General features: G+C 60.4%; 15 protein-coding genes. 3 read left to right on the forward strand and 12 right to left on the reverse strand.

The genetic code is table 11. The annotated features are described in order from the left end of the window. Nucleotides 1–217: 217 nt before the first annotated feature. From NPS46_RS06275 to NPS46_RS06310, 8 genes are all read right to left on the reverse strand, one after another. Complete coding sequence (locus tag NPS46_RS06275; protein WP_274105569.1) at nt 218–1,726, reverse strand: efflux transporter outer membrane subunit; 1,509 nt, start codon at nt 1,724–1,726, stop codon at nt 218–220. Continuing rightward, nucleotides 1,723–4,830 (reverse strand): efflux RND transporter permease subunit, encoded by a 3,108-nt coding sequence (locus NPS46_RS06280; RefSeq protein WP_274105570.1) that lies wholly within the window; start codon nt 4,828–4,830, stop codon nt 1,723–1,725. The genes NPS46_RS06275 and NPS46_RS06280 overlap by 4 nt, the downstream gene beginning before the upstream one ends. Before the next feature lie 121 nt (nt 4,831–4,951). Beyond that, nucleotides 4,952–8,041: an MdtB/MuxB family multidrug efflux RND transporter permease subunit gene (locus NPS46_RS06285; protein WP_274105571.1), complete on the reverse strand. Its 3,090-nt coding sequence runs from the start codon at nt 8,039–8,041 to the stop codon at nt 4,952–4,954. Further along, nucleotides 8,038–9,348, reverse strand: a complete 1,311-nt coding sequence (locus tag NPS46_RS06290; protein ID WP_274105572.1) for an MdtA/MuxA family multidrug efflux RND transporter periplasmic adaptor subunit — start codon at nt 9,346–9,348, stop codon at nt 8,038–8,040. Before NPS46_RS06290 ends, NPS46_RS06285 begins: the two co-directional genes overlap by 4 nt. Before the next feature lie 177 nt (nt 9,349–9,525). Continuing rightward, nucleotides 9,526–10,026: a thiol peroxidase gene (tpx, locus tag NPS46_RS06295; RefSeq protein ID WP_274105573.1), complete on the reverse strand. Its 501-nt coding sequence runs from the start codon at nt 10,024–10,026 to the stop codon at nt 9,526–9,528. A 136-nt stretch (nt 10,027–10,162) separates the two neighbouring features. Further along, a complete protein-coding gene (locus tag NPS46_RS06300) occupies nt 10,163–10,603 on the reverse strand; it encodes a polyketide cyclase (RefSeq protein ID WP_274105574.1) in 441 nt (146 codons plus the stop codon). Nucleotides 10,604–10,741: 138 nt separating this feature from the next. Beyond that, nucleotides 10,742–11,419 (reverse strand): DUF3313 domain-containing protein, encoded by a 678-nt coding sequence (locus tag NPS46_RS06305; RefSeq protein WP_274105575.1) that lies wholly within the window; start codon nt 11,417–11,419, stop codon nt 10,742–10,744. A 168-nt stretch (nt 11,420–11,587) separates the two neighbouring features. Continuing rightward, nucleotides 11,588–12,400: a DUF6694 family lipoprotein gene (locus NPS46_RS06310; protein ID WP_274105576.1), complete on the reverse strand. Its 813-nt coding sequence runs from the start codon at nt 12,398–12,400 to the stop codon at nt 11,588–11,590. A gap of 344 nt (nt 12,401–12,744) precedes the next feature. Between NPS46_RS06310 and ccoN the strand changes: the two genes are divergently transcribed. Together ccoN and NPS46_RS06320 are read left to right on the forward strand one after the other, a co-directional pair. After that, a complete protein-coding gene (gene ccoN, locus NPS46_RS06315) occupies nt 12,745–14,172 on the forward strand; it encodes a cytochrome-c oxidase, cbb3-type subunit I (protein ID WP_274105577.1) in 1,428 nt (475 codons plus the stop codon). A gap of 53 nt (nt 14,173–14,225) precedes the next feature. Continuing rightward, nucleotides 14,226–14,453 carry a hypothetical protein gene (locus NPS46_RS06320; protein ID WP_274105578.1) on the forward strand — a complete coding sequence of 76 codons (228 nt, stop codon included), beginning with the start codon at nt 14,226–14,228 and terminating at the stop codon, nt 14,451–14,453. A gap of 148 nt (nt 14,454–14,601) precedes the next feature. On the opposite strand, the gene NPS46_RS06325 is transcribed toward NPS46_RS06320, so the two are convergent. Continuing rightward, complete coding sequence (locus tag NPS46_RS06325; protein ID WP_425312708.1) at nt 14,602–15,780, reverse strand: NnrS family protein; 1,179 nt, start codon at nt 15,778–15,780, stop codon at nt 14,602–14,604. Then, a complete protein-coding gene (locus NPS46_RS06330; protein WP_274105580.1) occupies nt 15,770–16,027 on the reverse strand; it encodes a transmembrane sensor/regulator PpyR in 258 nt (85 codons plus the stop codon). The genes NPS46_RS06325 and NPS46_RS06330 overlap by 11 nt, the downstream gene beginning before the upstream one ends. A gap of 299 nt (nt 16,028–16,326) precedes the next feature. Here NPS46_RS06330 and queD point away from each other — a divergent pair, with 299 nt between their 5' ends. Then, on the forward strand, nt 16,327–16,683 hold the full coding sequence (queD, locus tag NPS46_RS06335) for a 6-carboxytetrahydropterin synthase QueD (RefSeq protein WP_274105581.1): 357 nt from the start codon (nt 16,327–16,329) through the stop codon (nt 16,681–16,683). Nucleotides 16,684–17,581: 898 nt separating this feature from the next. Here the strand turns inward: queD and NPS46_RS06340 are convergent. Beyond that, nucleotides 17,582–17,923 (reverse strand): hypothetical protein, encoded by a 342-nt coding sequence (locus tag NPS46_RS06340; RefSeq protein WP_274105582.1) that lies wholly within the window; start codon nt 17,921–17,923, stop codon nt 17,582–17,584. A 736-nt stretch (nt 17,924–18,659) separates the two neighbouring features. Continuing rightward, a complete protein-coding gene (locus tag NPS46_RS06345) occupies nt 18,660–19,205 on the reverse strand; it encodes a cytochrome b (RefSeq protein WP_274105583.1) in 546 nt (181 codons plus the stop codon). Nucleotides 19,206–19,324 lie beyond the last annotated feature (119 nt).

Consider the following 19,324-nt stretch of genomic DNA (forward strand, 5'->3'; position numbering starts at 1 on the left):
GCGCGGCACATGGCCGGGTAGCAAGATCGACAGTCAGAGCTGGGTGAGGAAAGGTGTAACTGGGAGGCTCCAAAACGGTGTTCATTGACAACCTGTTTTTCAAATACGGGAGCGGATCGTACATTCGATGAGAATATTTCCCACAGAGAAAATATTACAAGATTTGTAAAATTCGTCGCCCCCGCGACCGTATCTGGTCGCGAGGGGCCACCCGCGGCTAATCGACGGCTTTGTTGCCGGCCTGTTCATTGACACTCAGGTCGGTGTTGCCATCCCAGCCGCCACCCAGTGCCGCAATCAATTGCACACTGGCCACCAAGCGGCTCTGCAGGACATTGAGCACGCTGCGCTCGTTGCTCAGCGCCGTGGTCTGCACATTGACCACGTCCAGATAAGCGATCAGCCCGGCCTTGTACTGGTTGCTGGTCAGGCGCAACGACTCACGTGCCGAGGCCAGTGCCTCGGCGCGCACCGCCGCTTCGTCTTCCAGGACCTTCAACTGCACCAGGTAATTCTCCACCTCGCGGAAACCGTCGAGCACGGTCTGGCGGTACTTGGCCACGGTCTGGTCGTAAACGGCCTCGGTGCGATCGACTTCGGCCGAGCGCTGGCCGCCATCGAACAGGGTCATGGCCAGCTTCGGCCCCACCGACCAGAAGCGGTTGGGCAGGCTGATCAAATCACTGAAGGTACTGCTGCTATAGCCACCGCTCAGGCTCAGGCTCAAATCCGGGTAATAGGCAGTCTTGGCCACGCCGATCTTGGCATTGGCGGCGATGATCGAACGTTCCGCCGAGGCGATATCCGGGCGCCGTTCCAGCAGTTGCGACGGCAGGCTCGCCGGCACCTGGGGCAAGGCCGGAATGCCTGTGGTGGCCGCCAGGTTGAAGTCCGCCGGCGGCACGCCGATCAACACGGCAATCGCGTTTTCAAACTGCGCACGCTGCCAGATCAGATCGATCAGGTCGGCCTGGGTACTTTTGAGTTGGGTCTGGGCCTGGGCCACCGCATCCTTGCCGGATACCCCGGCGCGGTACTGGTTTTCGGTCATTTTCAACGAACGCTGATAGGCCTCGACCGTGGCTTCGAGCAAGCGTTTTTGCTCGTCGATCACCCGCAGTTGCAGGTAGTTCTGCACCAGTTCCGACTGCTGGCTCAGGCGCATGGCCGCCAGATCGGCCAGGCTGGCTTCGGCACTCGCCTGGTCGGCCTCCAGGCCACGACGCAGCTTGCCCCAGATGTCCGCCTCCCAGCTCACGCCCAGTTGGGCGTTATAGGTGTTGCGAATCCCGCTGCTGGAGCTGCTCAAGCTCGAACTGCTGCTGCCAGTGCCCTGGCTGGAACGCGTCTTGCCGCCATTGAGGTCGACACTGGGGAAAAACGCCCCCCGGGAACTGCGCACCAGCGCCTGGGCCTGGCGGAACTGCGCCTCGGCCTGGGCCACACTCTGGTTATTGCTGTTCAGGCGCAACACCAGGTCGTTCAGCTGGCGGTCGCCATACAGCTCCCACCAGGCACCACGGGCCAGGGCGTCGCTGGGCTGGGCCTGGCGCCAGCCATCGGCTTCTTTGTAGTGCGCGGGGGCCGCCAGCTCGGGCCGTTGGTAATCCGGGCCGATGGCGCAGGCACTGAGCATCAGCGCCGCCAGCGACAGGCTCAAGAGCCGCGAGCCGCGAGCGCTAGACAGGCGCTGGGCAGGCAAGAGGGGTGACAGGCGATCAGTCATAGCGGAGTTTCCAGTGCGCCATCGGTACGCACGCCGCGCCAGGCATTGAAGCGGTGACGCAGGCGGTCGAGATAGAGATAAACCACGGGGGTGGTGTAAAGGGTCAGGATCTGGCTGAAGACCAGCCCGCCGATAATGGTCAGGCCCAGAGGCTGGCGCATCTCGGCACCCTCGGCAGTGCTGAGCATCAGAGGCAAGGCACCGAGGATCGCGGCCAGGGTGGTCATCAGGATCGGTCGCAGCCGCAGCAAGCAGGCACTGCGAATCGACTCCAGCGGGCTCATGCCGTCATGGCGTTCCAGTTGCAGGGCCAGGTCGATCATCAGGATCGCGTTTTTCTTCACCACGCCGATCAGCAAAAACAGCCCAAGCAGGGAAATCAGGCTGAACTCGCCGCCCAGTGCATAGATGCTCAACAGCGCACCGACCCCGGCCGATGGCAACGTGGAGAGAATGGTCAGCGGGTGGATATAGCTTTCATAAAGCACGCCAAGTACCAGGTACACCGCCAGCAGCGCACCGAGAATCATGAACGGCTGGCTCTTCTGCGTAGCCGCGAAGGCATCACCGGTACCGGCCATTTTCGCGATCACTTCTTCCGGCAGGCCGACCTGGGCGATGGCCCGTTCGATGGCCGCCGTCGCGGTATCCAGGGACACTCCTTCGGCCAGGTCGAAAGCGATGTTCTCGGACGCAAACTGTCCTTCATGGCTGACGCGGTCGTCGGCCAGGCTGTTCTCGTAATGGGCAATAGCGGATAGGGGAATGCGCTGGCCATCGGCGGTGATGATCTGGACCTGGTTAAGGGTTTCCGGGTCCTGGGCATACTTGGGATTGACCTCCATCACCACCTGGTACTGGTTCAGGCTGTCATAGATGGTCGAGATCTGGCGCTGGCTGTAGGCGTTGTTCAGGACCGCGGTCACCATGTCCATGTCCACCCCGAGCCGCTTGGCCGTGTCGCGGTCGACCACCAGGGTCACCTGCTGCGCGCCACGGCCTTCACGGGCGTCGATGGCGGTCAGTTCCGGCAGGGCCTTGAGCGCCGCCACCACCTTCGGATACCACAGGCGCAGGGCCGATAAATCACCGCTTTGCAGGATGTAGGAATACTGCGACGAGGTCTGGTCACGCCCGCCACCAAACTGCAAGTCCTGGTCCGCCATCAGCATCAGGCGTCCACCGGGCACCAGCGGCATGTTCTTGCGCAGGCGCTCGATGACCTTTTGCGCGGAGATCTTGCGCTCGCCAATCGGCTTGAGGCGCACCAGCATCATCGCGTTATTGGTGCCACTGTTGCCGCCGATAAAACCGGCCACACTGGCCACGGCCGGATCGGCGAGCACCGCACGTCGAAAGATCTCCATCTTGGGCTGCATCACGCTGAACGACAGGCCGTCGTCGCCGCGCACAAAGCCCATCAACTGGCCGGTGTCCTGCTGCGGCATAAAGGTCTTGGGTACCACCACATACAGGGCGATGTTGACGCCAATGGTCAGCAGCAGGCTGAACAGCGTCAGGCGCTTGTGCGCCAGCACCCAGTCGAGGCTACGGGCGTAGCCGCTGACCATGCGTTCATTGACCCGCTGACTCCAGCGTTGCAGGCCGTTCTCCTGTCCTGGCACGTGGGGCTTGAGCCAACGGGCGCAGAGCATCGGCGTCAGCGTCAGCGAGACCAGCAGCGAGACCACGATCGACGCGGCCAGGGTGATGGAGAACTCGCGGAACAGGCTCTCGATAATCCCGCCCATAAACAGGATCGACAGGAATACCGCCACCAGCGAGACGTTCATCGACAGCAGGGTAAAACCGACTTCCTTGGCGCCCAGGTAGGCCGCCTGCATCGGCTTCATGCCGGCATCGATATGCCGGGAGATATTTTCCAACACCACGATGGCATCATCGACCACCAGCCCGGTGGCCAGGATCAGCGCCATCAGCGACAGGTTATTCAGCGAAAAACCATAGAGGTACATGATCGCGAAGGTCCCGACCAGCGAGACCGGCACCGCGAGGCTGGGGATCAGCGAGGCGCGAAAATTGCCGAGAAACAGGAACACCACCAGGATCACCAGTGCCACGGCGATCAGCAGGGTCATTTCGGCTTCGTGCAGCGTGGCCTTGATCACCGGCGAGCGATCCATGGCCAGCTCCAGTTTGACACTGGCCGGCAGCACCGCCTGCAACGCCGGCAACTGGGCCTTGATCTGCTCCACCGTCTCGATGATGTTGGCCCCGGCCTGGCGGTTGACCACCAGCAGCACCGCATCCTGGTCATTGAAGAAACCACTGTTGTAGCGGTCCTCCACGCCATCACGAACCTTGGCCACATCGCTCAGGCGCAGGGCCGTGCCATTCTGGTAGCGGATAATCAGCGGCTCGTAATCCTTGGCCTTCTCCAACTGGTCGTTGGCCTGGACCTGCCAGTTATGCTGGTCATTCTCGACCGAACCCTTGGGGCGGCGGACATTGGCATTGGCGATGGTCGCACGCACATCGTCCAGCGCCACGCCGTACTGGTTGAGCAATTGCGGCTCAAGCTCGACCCGCACCGCCGGCAGAGAGCTGCCGCCGATCTGCACCTCGCCGACCCCAGGCACCTGGGACAGGCTCTGGGACAGGATGGTCGAGGCCAGGTCATAGAGCTGGCCCTTCTGCAAGACATTGGAGGTCAGCGCCAGCACCATGATCGGTGCCTGGGACGGGTTGATCTTCTTGTAGGTCGGCATGCTGCGCATACCGCTGGGCAATAGATTGCGCGACGCATTGATCGCCGCCTGCACTTCCCGCGCCGCACCATTGATATCGCGGCCCTGATCAAACTGCAGAATGACCCGGGTCGACCCCTGGCTCGACCCGCTGCTCATGGTATTGACCCCGGCAATGGCGCCCAGGGAGCGCTCCAGAGGCGTGGCCACGGAAGACGCCATCACCTCGGGGCTGGCCCCCGGCAAACTGGCCTGGACCACGATCACCGGGAAATCCATCTGCGGCAGCGGCGCCACCGGCAGCAGACCGAAACTGACCCCGCCCAACAGCATGATCGCCAGGCTCAACAGCATGGTCGCGACCGGACGGCGGATAAACGGACCCGACAAATTCATAGCACGCGGCTCCGCACTTCAAGTGGCAGGCGGCCGGTAAAAAGCCACGCCCGTAAGCGCCCCGGCTGCGACTCTTGTTTGAGCGTGCCGCTAGCCGCTTGCCGCTGATCGCAGCCCTTGGTCATGCCCTCTCCTCCCCAGCGCCGGCAGCGCGTTGGCCCAATCTATCGAAGTACAGATAGATCACCGGGGTGGTGAACAGGGTCAGTACCTGACTGACCAGCAACCCGCCGACCATGACCAGGCCCAGGGGCTGACGCAGCTCGGCGCCCGAGCCGGTGGCGAGCATCAGCGGGATAGCGCCGAATAGCGCGGCCAGGGTGGTCATCAGGATCGGCCGGAAACGCAGTAGCGCCGCCTGGTAGATCGCCTGCTCCGGGGCCATGCCCTGATTGCGCTCGGCGTCGAGGGCGAAGTCGATCATCATGATCGCGTTCTTCTTGACGATGCCAATCAACAGGATGATCCCGATAATCGCGATCATGCCCAGGTCATTGCCACTGAGCATCAACGCCAGCAAGGCGCCCACGGCGGCCGATGGCAGGGTCGAGAGAATGGTGATCGGGTGGATATAGCTCTCGTACAGCACCCCGAGCACGATATACATGGTCACCACCGCTGCCAGGATCAGCAACAAGGTGCTCGACAACGACGCCTGGAAAGCCTCGGCCGCGCCCTGGAACTGGGTCTGCACACCCACCGGCATGCCGATGTCCTTCTGCACCTGCTCGATGATCTCCACCGCCTGGCCCAGCGCCACGCCGGGCGCCAGATTGAAGGACATCATGACCGCCGGGAACTGGCCGATATGGGCGATGGCCAGTTGCGCCTGACGCTCTTCGATCCGCGCCAGGCTGCTCAGGCGAACCTGGCCGCCGTCGGTGGTCTTGACGTGAATATCTTCCAGCGCCTGGGGCCCGATGCTCTCGCCGGATTCGGCCTGCAGCACTACCCGGTACTGGCTGGCCTGGGTATAGATAGTGGAAATCTGCCGCTGGCCAAAGGCGTCATACAGCGCGTCGGTGATATTGGCCACCGAAACGCCAAGGCGCGACGCCGCATCGCGGTCAATCACTAGGTACACCTGTAGACCCTTGTCCTGCAGGTCGCTGGCCACGTCGGTCAATTCCGGGCGCTGTTGCAGGGCTTCGACCAGCCTGGAGCTCCACTGCGCCAGCAACTGGTCGTCGGGCGACGACAGACTGAACTGGTACTGGGTGCGACTGACCCGATCCTCGATGGTCAGGTCCTGCACCGGCTGCATAAACAGACGGATGCCCAACAGCTTGTCGACCTCGGGTTGCAGGCGAGCAATGATCTGCGCGGCACTCAGGTCGCGCTCGCCATGGGGCTTGAGGTTGATCAGCAAACGGCCGGTGTTCAGCGTGGCGTTATCGCCATCCACACCGATATAGGACGACAGGCTTTCCACTGCCGGGTCCTGCAGGATGATCTTGGCCAGGGCTTGTTGGCGCTGGCTCATGGCACTGAACGAGATCGACTGCGGCGCCTCGGAAATCCCCTGGATCACCCCGGTGTCCTGCACCGGGAAGAAGCCCTTGGGCACGGCCATATACAGCAGCACGGTCAGGCCCAGGGTCGCGATGGCCACCAGCAAGGTCAGCGGCTGGTGCTTGAGCACCCACTGCAATTTGCGCCCGTAGGCGGCAATCATCCAGTCGATGCAGGCGCCGCTGGCCCGATAGAAACGGCCCTGCTCTTCTTCCTTGGGCTCGCGCTTGAGCAGCCGCGCGCACATCATCGGCGTCAGGGTCAGGGAGACCACCAGGGAAATCAGGATCGCCACCGCCAGGGTAATGGCGAACTCGCGAAACAGCCGGCCGACCACGTCGGCCATAAACAGCAGCGGGATCAATACCGCGATCAGCGACAGGGTCAACGAGATCAAGGTGAAACCGATCTGCTTGGCGCCCTTGAGCGCAGCCTGCATCGGGCTGTCGCCCTCCTCTATGTAACGGGAAATATTTTCCAGCATGACGATGGCGTCATCGACCACAAAGCCCGTGGCGATGGTCAAGGCCATCAGCGTCAGGTTATTGATCGAGAACCCGGCCAGGTACATCACGCCAAAGGTGCCGATCAATGACAGCGGCACGGCAATCGACGGAATGATCGTGGCACTGGCCCGACGCAGAAACAGGAAGGTCACCAGCACCACCAGGGCAATGGCGATAAACAGCTCGTGCTGGACATCCTTGACCGAGGCGCGAATGGTCTGGGTGCGGTCGGTCAGGACCGTGACATCGAGACCCGCCGGCAGGTTATCGGTAATGCTCGGCAGCATGGCCTTGATCCGGTCCACCACCTCGATCACGTTGGCGCCGGGTTGGCGCTGGATATTGAGCAACACGGCTGGACGGTCATTGGCCCAGGCGGCCAGCCGTTCGTTCTCGGCGCCGGCGACGATCTCGGCGACATCCTTGAGCCGCAACGGGGCGCCATTGTTATAGGCCAGAATCAGCTCGGCATACTCCTCGGGCGACTTCAGTTGGTCATTGGCGTCGAGCATCGAAACCCGGGTCGGGCCGTCGAAGTTGCCCTTGGGCTGGTTGACGTTGGACGCGCCGATCAGGCTGCGCACATCCGCCAGGTTCAAGCCGTTGGCCGCCAGGGCCTGGGCATTGACCTTGATTCGCACGGCCTGGCGCTGGCCGCCGGCAATGCTGACCATGCCGACGCCGCTGATCTGGGCGATTTTCTGCGCCATGCGCGTATCGACCAGGTCATTGAGCTTGGGCAGCGGCATGGTCTTGGAACTGATCGCCAGGGTCAGCACCGGGGTGTCCGCCGGGTTGACCTTGTTGTACACCGGCGGCGCCGGCAGGTCCTTGGGCAGCAGGTTGCTGGCAGCGTTGATCGCGGCCTGTACCTGTTGCTCGGCGACATCCATGTTGATGTCCAGGCTGAAACGCAGGGTCAGCACCGAGGCGCCACCGGAGCTGGTGGACGCCATCTGGGTCAACCCCGGCATCTGCCCGAACTGACGCTCCAGGGGGGCGGTGACCGCACTGGTCATCACGTCCGGACTGGCACCGGGATACAGGGTGATCACGCGGATGGTCGGGTAGTCGACCTGGGGCAAGGCCGCGACCGGCAGCAAGCGATAGGCGATCAGGCCGGCCAGGACAATGGCCAGCATGCTCAGGGTGGTGGCGACCGGACGGAGAATAAACAGCCGCGAGAGATTCATGCGCCGCCCTTTTGCGCCTTGCCACGGGCTACCGGTTCGCCAGGCACGGCCGAGGCCCCCTGCAATTGCTCAGCCGGCGTACTCGGCACGGCCTGGCTATCATTGACCACCTCCACCGCCCCGCCATCGCGCAGGCGGTCAGTCCCTTCGAGCACCACGCGCTCGCCGGCCGCCAGGCCTTCCTTGATCACCGTCGTCTCGCCGTCGCTGGCACCCAGCTTGAGGTTGCGGATTTTCACGGTCGTCTCGCCGTCGAGCACATAGACAAAGGTGCCTGCGTTGCCGAACTGCACCGCCGCCGTCGGTACCAGCACGACATTCTTCAGGGTGTCGGCCAGCAACTTGACGTTGACGAACTGGTTGGGAAACAGGCTTTCGTCCCGGTTGTCATAGCGCGCCTTGAATTTCAGGGTGCCGGTGGTGGTGTCGATCTGGTTGTCCAGGCTTTTCAGGACGCCGACGGCGAGCATCTTCTGGTCGCCACGGTCCCACGCCTGCACCGGCAACTGCGCGCCGCTGCGATAGCGTTCAAGGACCGTCTGCAGGTTGTTTTCCGGGAGCGTGAAGCTGACGCTGATCGGCTGGGTCTGGGTGATAACCACCAGGGCGGTGGCATCATTGGCCGCCACCAGGTTGCCGACGTCCAGTTGACGCAGGCCGACACGCCCGGCGATCGGTGCACGAATCTTGGTGAATTCCAGATTGAGCTTGGCGTCGTTGACCGCCGCCTGGTTGGTCTTGACCGTGCCCTGATACTGACCGACCAACGCTTCTGCGGTGTCGAGGGTCTGCTTGGCAATACTGTCCTCGGCATAGAGGCCGCGATAACGGGCCAGGTCGACCTGGGCGTTCTTCAGTTGTGCCTGGCTCTGCAGCAGGGTGCCTTCGGCCTGGAGCAAGGCATTCTGATAACTGCGTGGATCGATCTCGGCCAGCAGTTCGCCGGCCTTGACCTGCTGCCCTTCCTGGAAATAGACCTTGACCAACTCGCCGCCGACGCGACTGCGCACATTGATGGTATTGAGGGCAGTCACCGTGCCCAGCGCCTTGTAATACAGGGGGAAGTCCCCCTGGGTCGCGGGCGCCACACGCACCGGAACCGCGGCACTGGAGCCACCAAAGCCGGGGCGCATCATGCCGCTCTTGCCCGTACGAGGCGCGGAAGTCAGCGCGGCGCTGTCCTTGTGGGCACTGCTGGCAGGCCAGAGCCACCAGCAGAGAATGGCGATCACCACCAGCACCAACAGGGCGAATAACCAACGACGGGAATTGCGGGAACCGGAGGATTGCATGGAGTGATCAACCATTATGCGCGAGAGCTTCTTTATCGGGAGGCTGAAAGATAAGCACTGGCGGCCCTGATGAAAAGCGCCTTTACCGGCAATTTACCTAGCGCTGACGTTCCCGGACTGTCAGCTAAGCATTTGAAGCACAAATAAAAACGGCCTGGGCAAAGCCAGGCCGTCGATTTCTTGCCGGTAGCCTTACTTGAGAACGGCCAGGGCCGCTGCATAGTTAGGCTCGTCGGCAATTTCGCCAACCAGCTCGCTGTGCAGCACTTTGTCGTTTTCGTCGAGAACCACGACCGCACGGGCGGTCAGGCCGGCCAATGGGCCGTCGGCGATGGCAACGCCGTAGTTCTCGATAAATTCACGACCGCGCAGGGTCGACAGGCTCTGCACGTTTTCCAGGCCTTCCGCGCCGCAGAAGCGGGCCTGGGCGAACGGCAGGTCGGCGGAGATGCACAGCACCACGGTATTGGCGATGTCATTGGCCTTGGCGTTGAAGGTACGGACCGAGGTCGCGCAGGTCGGGGTGTCGACGCTTGGGAAGATATTCAGGATCTTGCGCTTGCCCGCCAGGCTGCTCAGGGTCACATCGGCCAGGCCGGTGTTGACCAGGGAAAATGCCGGAGCCTGGGTGCCGACTTGCGGCAGCTGGCCTTTGACTTGAACAGGGTTGCCTTTAAGAGTCACTTGAGCCATGAACGGAGTCCTTCTGACAGTGGTTTTGAAGAGGCCGAAAGTTAAACACGAAAGCGCCCGGCAACCTATGGGAAGGAGCACAAATAGTTGATCGATCGCGTAGGACTTTGCCGCCCACCTGACGATTGCACAAGGGTTACAGCAGACTCAGCATATTGCGGTGGCGGCCATCGAAGATCCGCCGCATGTAGCGGTCCACGACCAGACGCTCCAGCAGTACGCCGCCGATGGCCCCGTAGGTGACCCGGTCGGTGTATAGCGTTCCGCCAACGGCCGCTTCCACCCGATGCTCATGACAAAAGGCACGCAGCGGCCCCTTGAGCATCTCGTCGATAAAATGCGTGTCGCCCACTTCACGGATACGCACCGTCCAGTTCGCCGGCACCACGCCGAACATCCAGTGGCGAAAGCGAAATTCGCGCCCCGCGACAATGCGCAGATCCTGCTCGTCGACCACACCCAGCGGCGTGATCGGCTCAGGAAAGATCCTGGGGAAGTTGCGCCCTTCCAGGCAGAACTCCAGGACCTGGGCCGGCGTGCGCCCACGGAAAAAGGTGCTGCGTTGCAATACAGCCATGAACCGGACACCCTCCAACAATGGGCGAGATGCCCGGATACCCGCCCAGCCTGCTGGCGCGAGCTTGCTCGCGGGCCTTTTAGTGATATCTGACACGCTAAAAAGCCCGCACCTACAAGATAAAGAAGGAACTGCTGGCTAGCGGCCCTTGGCCTTGAGTTTAAGATACGACTGATGCAAGTCCGACGCCCAGCTATCGATCACGTTTTTCACATCGTTGGCCGTCATCACCTGACTGTCGTTCTCCAGCGGTTTACCGGTGCCTTTGCGCACCACCTGCGCCACCACCCTATTAGTGCTGCCATCGAGGAACACCGCTTCGGTCGCCAGGGTGGTTTCCTGGTCGCGAATACCGCTGGCGGTGCTGACGGCGGCGGCCACCAAGGCCACTGGGATAATTTCATAGGCCTTCAAGCCTTCGGTCTTGCTACTGACCGCCGTAATCGCCGCCCGGACCACAACGACACCCGGGCCCGGGCCATCAGCCAATGGCAATGACTTAGACAACTCGCGCTTCAGCGCCTGGTCGTAATACTGAGTGATCGCCGACAGAGTTTTCTGCGGGATCTTGTCCGTTGGCTGGGGCTTGGGATAGAACTGGGTTGGCTCGATATAGACGCGGCTGTACTGATTGACCTCCAGCTTGGGGTCGATCCAGTTCATCACTTCGACGCCCGACGGCGAGCGGCTCTCCTTGAGCCGGCTGTAGTCCTTGAGAAATCCGGAATATTCGTCCGGCTGAGTGACATTGCTCGAACAGCCGCCCACACCCAGTGCAGCGGCACAAAGCAGGCCGGTCATCAATGGAAGCTTCATCGCATAACTCCTGTCAGGCGCCAGGGCACTGGCGTAGGGAATTACAGGTATAGCTACATCTGGTCGCTTTGTCGGGGGCCGTATGCGCTTTTATAGCGACAGAGAGGAATCTCTTACCTGTCGGCAAGGCCGCCACAGAGGCGGCATGCCGCTGGCGTGCGCTAACGCCTAGTTCGCCGCCGGATACTGGCTCTGCAGGCTGGCCAGGCGCTGGGCCTGGGCTTCACTCAGGCCTGTGGCGTCAAACAGCACTGTGCCGTCGGCACCGGCCAGCTTGATCACTTCCAGGGTGAACAGGGCGCCTTGTGGCGCGTCGAGCTTGCCCCATTCGGAGAACATGTTCGGGGTGACCTCCCAGGTCGGCGACTCGCCCGGCTCGATCCCGCCCGGAATCGGCAGTTCGACCGTTCCGACAAACCACGGCGTGGCACGGCCCGGGCTGGCCACAGTGCCCTTGAAGCCGACACGGGCCACTGCATACGGAGTGCCATTGAGCACCTTGGCCACCACCACCGGCTGCCCATGGGGGGCCGCGACGTTCTTGTTCTTTTCGGTGAAATAGAACTCCGACTTCAGGATCTGGAATTTGGCCATTTCCTGCGCAGCGGCCTGGGCAGCCTGCTGGATCTCCAGCAGTTGCTTGATCTCGGCCAGTGCCTGGTCCTTCTGACGCTGGGCCCGCGCGGCGCGCAGGGCGTCCGCCATGGCCGCGACCTGCTCGACGGTCTTGCCATTGAGCTCGGCGCGCAAGTTGTCGGCGGTTTGTTCGGCAGAGATAGCACCGCTAAAGGCTTCACCAATCTTGCTCAGGGTGATGAGTTTCAGGTCTTCGACGAATTTAACCCGTTGCTCCTGGGGCAATTGAGCACCGATTTTCCCCATCGACTCACTCAGGCTCGCTTCACTGGTGCCATCGAGCTTCGGGCCACCACAACCGGCCAGCATCAGTGCCGCGACCCCCACAACCAACATCCTGCGCATTTTCAGACTTCCTTTTTTTCAAGGCGCGCACTCTATCAAAAGGCCATTACCTTCGCCCAAGTTAAAACCAGCGCTGGACAGCGTGCGCGCCCTCGATGGGGCGGCCAATCGAAGGGCCATTACCTGACGCGGGACTATGGCCTGCTCGCCCAACACAGAACAGATTCAGATGAGATCAATAAACTCATATCAGTCTTTATCCAGCAATTACGCCATGGATTTTTATCTGATACGTATTAATGATTTTTTTCTGAGTCTGTTTTGTTTTGCCTGCGATTCCTAAAGTCCGTCCCATGCCAGACCGGGTGGCCTGGCGCGACTTTGCAACCGTGGAAGACTTGACCATGAGCACAGCACTAAACGCACAGGCCTATAACTACAAGGTCGTGCGCCAATTCGTCGTGGCAACAGTGGTATGGGGCGTGATCGGCATGGCCATGGGCGTGTGGATCGCCTCGCAGCTGGTCTGGCCGGACATGAACCTCGACCTGCCCTGGACCACCTTCGGCCGCTTGCGGCCACTGCACACCAGCCTGGTGATCTTCGGCTTCGCCGGCAGCGCGCAATTCGCCGCCAGTTACTATGCCCTGCAGCGTACCTGCCAGGTCCGGCTGTATTCCGACACCCTGGCCGCCTTTACCTTCTGGGGCTGGCAGTCAGTGATCGTGATCATGCTGGTCAGCCTGCCGCTGGGCTACACCACGACCAAGGAATATGCGGAAATCGAATTCAGTGGCGCGGTCTGGATGACCGTGGTCTGGGTCGCCTACGCCATCGTGTTCTTCACCACACTGGTCAAGCGCAAAACCACGCATATCTACGTCGGCAACTGGTTCTTCGGCGCCTTTATCCTGGTGATTGCCATGCTGCACGTGGTCAATCACCTGTCGATCCCGGTGAGCTGGTTCAAGTCCTATCCGGTCTACTCCGGCGCCACCGATGCCATGGTGCAGTGGTGGTATGGGCACAACGCCGTGGGCTTTTTCCTGACCACCGGTTTCCTGGGCATGATGTATTACTTCGTGCCCAAGCAGGTCGGGCGTCCGGTGTACTCCTATCGCCTGTCGATCGTGCATTTCTGGGCCCTGATCACCCTGTACATCTGGGCCGGCCCGCACCACCTGCACTACACCGCCCTGCCGGACTGGGCCCAGTCGCTGGGCATGGCAATGTCGCTGATCCTGCTCGCGCCCAGTTGGGGCGGCATGATCAACGGGATGATGACGCTTTCCGGGGCCTGGCATAAATTGCGTAGCGACCCGATCCTGCGCTTCCTGGTGCTGTCGCTGGCGTTCTATGGGATGTCGACATTCGAAGGTCCGATGATGGCGATCAAAACCGTCAACGCCCTCTCCCACTACACTGACTGGACCATTGGCCATGTGCATGCCGGCGCCCTCGGCTGGGTGGCGATGATCACCTTCGGCTCGCTCTACCACATGATCCCGAAAGTCTTCGGCCGCGAGCAGATGTATAGCACCCCGCTGATCAACCTGCACTTCTGGCTGGCGACCATCGGCACCGTGCTCTACATCGCTTCGATGTGGGTCAACGGCATCACCCAGGGCCTGATGTGGCGCGCCGTGAACGATGACGGCACGCTGACCTACTCGTTTGTCGAGGCCCTGCAAGCCAGTCATCCAGGGTTTGTGGTGCGCTTTGCCGGCGGTGTGTTCTTCCTCGCGGGCATGCTGCTGATGGCCTACAACACCTGGCGCACCGTGCGTGTCGCCGATGCGCGGATTGCCGCGCGTGAAGCGCAGATTGCCTGAATCACCCGCCCGGCGAACCCCACGGTTCGTCGGGCCTTCAAGGGAGCGCAGCGATGTTCGAAATAGCTCTGAATCTGACGGCGATAGTGGCGCTGTACTGCGCCATCGAATACTGCCTCAAGCACCACACCCAGGCCGATGACGACGAAGCCAGCGCGATTCCCTTCGCCGACGACCCGGAGGTCGCCCGCCGGGTCGAACAGGCGACGGGCAAGCCGATCAAAGCAGTGCAGATCGACGAACCACGGCGAGCCGCCGATTGGGGTGACTTCCAAGCCTGACCCCCGCGGTGGCAAGCGGCGCGCTATAAGCACCGCAAAAAGCTCGCGCCCATTCGGGTCAGGTCAGGGAGAACCCTGCTTGTCCAGCCTGGCAGTCGATCAGGATGAGTTCGCCAGTCTCGATCAGCCCCAACCATGCCAGGCCGCCTTAAGGCCGCGGCGGTTCCGAAAATCGCGGCCCGAGAAGGATGGCCGCGTAATGCACGACGAACAATGCAAAAGCTAGCGCCCAGAGCACTCCGGATACCCACAACCCCGACGTGGCGAACGGCACCCAGGCGATCCGGCAAACGGCCGCGATATTCACCGCGACAAACGCCAGGCTCATGGCCCAGGCCGGCTTGAGGGCCCGCCCGGTGTGTCCGAGGCTGACCCGCGAGATCATCGCCAGAATCATCCCGCCCACCCCACCCACCGCCAACGCATGGGTAGCCAGGCTTTCCTGCGCCAGGAAGCCCAGGTGCCACGCCACCATCCCGAGCGCCGCCACCCACAGCCAGGCATAGGCCAGATACAGCGACCACAGCAACGGCACACGCCATAGGCCCGGTACATGCCAGCGCACCAACCGCACGGCGTGCAATACCGCGACCAGCAGATAGACCGGGGCCAGCCATACCGTCGGCGCATCGCCAAAGCCGGCCACAATCGACCCGGCAATCAGTACCGTCCCCAGTAACAGCACCCGGTCGGTCCAGGGCGAAGGTGCGAACCCCTGCGTACGGCTGAGGCCACGCTGAATAAAAAACGGAATGACCCGGCCGCCAATCACCGTCATCAATGCGGCAATCAGCCAGAGCCCCGCCAGCACGCCGCGGCGCTGCAGCAATACATCGTCCTGCAGAATGCCCGACAGCGTGACGGCTTGGCAGATCGCCATAAAGCCCAGGACGGCAATAATCGGATAGTTGTTGCGCTTGCCAGCCAGAAACAATTGCCGCCCCAGGATCAGCGCCAACGCAGGTAAAAACAGCAGTTGCAGCACCAGCATCGCCAGTGGTGGCAATGGCAACAACCAGGCCAGGCGCGCCACCAGCCACAACGCTACCAGGAGCATCAGAGGCTTGCCATGCAAACCGGGCAGGCCGGTCCAGTTAGGCACGGCGGTCAGCAGAAAACCGGCGACGATTGCCACGGCAAAGCCAAACGGCATTTCGTGCCGATGCCAGGCCAACATCCCGCCCATGGGCTGCCAGTGCGTCAGCAAACCCGCGAGCCAGAGAATCCAGCCACACAAGGCGAGGCAGCTGAACGCTGCCCCGAGGAGGAAAAACGGGCGAAAGCCCAGGCTCCAGAATGGCGCCTCTACCGCGCCTTCAGATCGCAACACGCAGTGTCTCCTTTTCTGGTTTGCTCAGACGGTATTGCGCCAGTAAACGCATTACATAGCCTATTTTCAGCAAGGTCGGGCCCAGGATAACCATGGAATGCAGAATCACCAGAGTCACCAGCCCCAACTGGGATTCGAATCCATAGGCGCCGACCACTCCGACCAGCAGCATCAGCAAACCAGCCCAGAGAATCTTGCTCGACAGATTGAGAACCTTCTGCGCACAAAAGAAGAAATCGAACATGGTAAGCACTCCTGATGGTTAACCACTTCGCTTTCAATACATCATCAATCGTGCCAGATTTTTTTATCAATAAAATCAGCACTTTATAAACACACAAGTCAATTAAACATCAGACAAATCAGGTCATATTGACCACAACCCGAGTCACTATCACTACATTTTCCAGATGCCATCCAGCAAGCCGGACAACCTTTGCAGTGCAACGCCGAAGGGGTTTCGGCAGCGAGAAGCAGGAACTGATAAACTGCGGCCCTGCATTTTTCGCCTTGGCGACCGTCATTTTTAGAGCGCAAGACACCGTGGAAATATTCAAGGAATTCACTTTCGAGTCCGCCCATCGCCTGCCCCACGTCCCCGAAGGGCACAAGTGCGGGCGTCTGCATGGCCACTCATTCAAGGTCGCCATCCACCTGAGCGGCGATATCGACCCGCACACCGGCTGGATTCGCGACTTCTCGGAAATCAAGGCGATCTTCAAGCCGCTGTACGAGCGCCTGGATCACAACTATCTGAACGACATTCCCGGCCTGGAAAACCCGACGAGTGAAGTTCTGGCCAAGTGGATCTGGCAGGAACTCAAACCCCTGCTGCCCGAACTCAGCGCCATCCGGATCCATGAGACCTGCACCAGCGGCTGCATCTATACCGGGGACTGACCCGCGAAGGGCCCGCTTCCAAGACCCGGGCACTGCACGCATCACTTATCCGAGGCCGTCAGCGGCTTCGGATTTTTTGTGGCGCCATGCGATAGAGCCCATCCTTCAGCGCGATGATCTTTAAATCAAAGAGTTGTCGACTGAGGAAAAAAGCATTCCAACATTGGAGCCGCCCCCAAGGACCAACAACCCATTACAGGCCCAGCGACTGAGCCGCTCCGTATGCCGCCCTCTCTCCCTTTTGAGCCCTTTTCATCGAGGCCGCAACGCTTGACGCCCGTCACCGGCGCTGCTTGAGCCCCCCCCCTCCAGCAGACCGCGAATTGATCGGCATCACCTCATATCGCCTGCACCTTCGACGCCCCCCGCGATAGATGGCACAATTCGATGCCTAGCCATTGTCACGGTCTTTTCAGGTGTAGATGGCTGTACCTACGATGGCGGATTAGGAGAGTTGGCAACTCTAGGAGCGTTAGGGGGGCGATGGTTCCGGGCATGGACTCGGGAACGGTGGCTGCGTTAGGGGCAGTTGCCGTCGGCTCTATGGTTGTTGTGCCTCTTGTTTCTGATGCCGCAGATGAAGGATCGTCAACTCCCCCAGCGGTCCCACCTACGAACTCCGCAGCCAGCGCAACGCCATCACCGGCAACAACAACGCCTCAACGCCAAGCGGCAATGGCTAAGCCAATTGCGTTTCTCCAGGCGAAAAAAAGCCCCGCAGTGCAGGGCTTTAATTATTCAAGCAGTCTCTAATTCTTAGCGTTAACCCGCAAGTTTTAAACCACTTGTTTTTTGCGCCCCCCTTATACGCCACCAATGACAGTAAAGGGTTAACTGACGAGAGAAGACGAATTGAGAACTCATCCAACTTATCGACAGTGACGACTTCAGCGTAAACTTACAAACTGTTCACGCCGACCTTCAACTGTTTAAGCGACAACAAAGCTCCAGCACGCACAGCTTCAACTTGAGCCAGCACTGCATCTTTAACGACCGCCTCACCCAGATCAGTCAGTTCCTGATTTTTTACATGCTGGGCGCTCAAGTGCAGCAGATGCAGGGCCACGTCCATGGCATTTTGGAAAGAGAGCAAGGTGTTATTCGGACCAAGCTCAGCTATGACAGCCTCCCAGCGACGGTCAGACTCAGCCTGCAGCTTTTTGAACTCACACATGGAAACATCTTCATCTGAATAAATATCAGCCAGCATGGTTTCAAGTGACTTGGAAATCAAGCTCATATGGAAAAAACCCTATATAAAATTCAATACGAAAACAGCAGCACGAATTAGGCATTTTTTGTCCCAGCAGTGCAACTCCGAACACTGAAACGCTCTACCTCTCGGAAAAAACAGCTACAACAATGGAAAACACTTAACATCAAACAACCAAATTCCCACATTTACGGCTTACACAGCCGGCACATGCGCCAACATATGTATAAAGGACCAACTTTTAACACCGTTAAGGATTCAGCAACGACAAACAAGATCCTCTAATCCCACAATTTCATCTGCTCAATCACCAGGCCGGAAGATCCGAGAGCAGTACCAGCAACCCGCCCGCAATAGCCGCGAGCGGGGCGTTGATCGTGCTGTTAAGGTGACCGTAATACTGGTGCGGGTGAACGCAGGGTGAGGGATTGTTTACGCGGCTAGCGGGCAAGATGCCCTGATTGCCCAGCCCCCACGTCGCAAAATGTTCAGCGGCACCCCTATCCATGCCGCGACTGCCCTAGCCATTGCGCAGGGCCGCGCTCTGGTCACCAACATCGATGGCAATGCAGGCCGCCCACGGCAAAGAGCACAAACGCGAAGTCACCGAAGCTAACGAAGCTAACGAAGCTAACGAAGCTCGTAGCAAGATCGTTCGGTTACAAACACAGTTTAGCCGGTAACGTCGCTCACGCTCTTTCATAGGCATAGGCAAAAATCGCGTCGGAACTTTTTAACAGAACCGGCCAATAACTGGCCTTCATCAATTTCGTTCAATCAGCATCCGTTCCAGGGTGTTGTCCTTCATCCAATAGTGATGAAACAGCCCCGCCGCCCCATGCACACCAATCAACCAGTAACCCATAGTGCCAATCAGTTCATGCCAGTACTTGAGCTGTTTGGCGAAGTCTGGATCAACGGCTACCGGAGCCGGCAGGTGGAAGCCGAAGTATGGGAACGGCTTGTCGCCAGCGGCGAGCATCAGCCAGGCGAGGATGGGCGTGGCGAGCATCAGCCCGTACAGCGCAAGATGTGTCAGATGCGCGATAGCGGCCTGCCAGGCCGGTGGTTCTGGGGTGATCGGTGGCCGTGGGCTTAGGCGCCCGATCAGGCGCACCCAGACCAGGGCGAAGATGCTTGCTCCAAACAGGCCGTGCAAGCCCATGAATAGCCCGCGCGCTTCGCTGCCTCTGGGCAAAAAACCCTTGATTTCGACACTGGCATACACGCCAATGAACAGCGCCAGCATCAGCCAGTGCAGGGTGATTGAAAGTTTTCCATATCGGGTTACAGCGGTGTCGCGGGTCATAAGAAGCGCCTTTTGATTGTTGTAAGGGACGATCGATCCGATTGCCTTTAACCGGCCGACTTACCCTACTCGTCCGGCCTTAAGAGAACCTGAAGATCAACCCTCAGATTAATCTTCTT

Origin of the sequence: Pseudomonas putida, from assembly GCF_028682395.1 — a bacterium.
Classification (GTDB): Bacteria; Pseudomonadota; Gammaproteobacteria; order Pseudomonadales; family Pseudomonadaceae; genus Aquipseudomonas; species Aquipseudomonas putida_AB.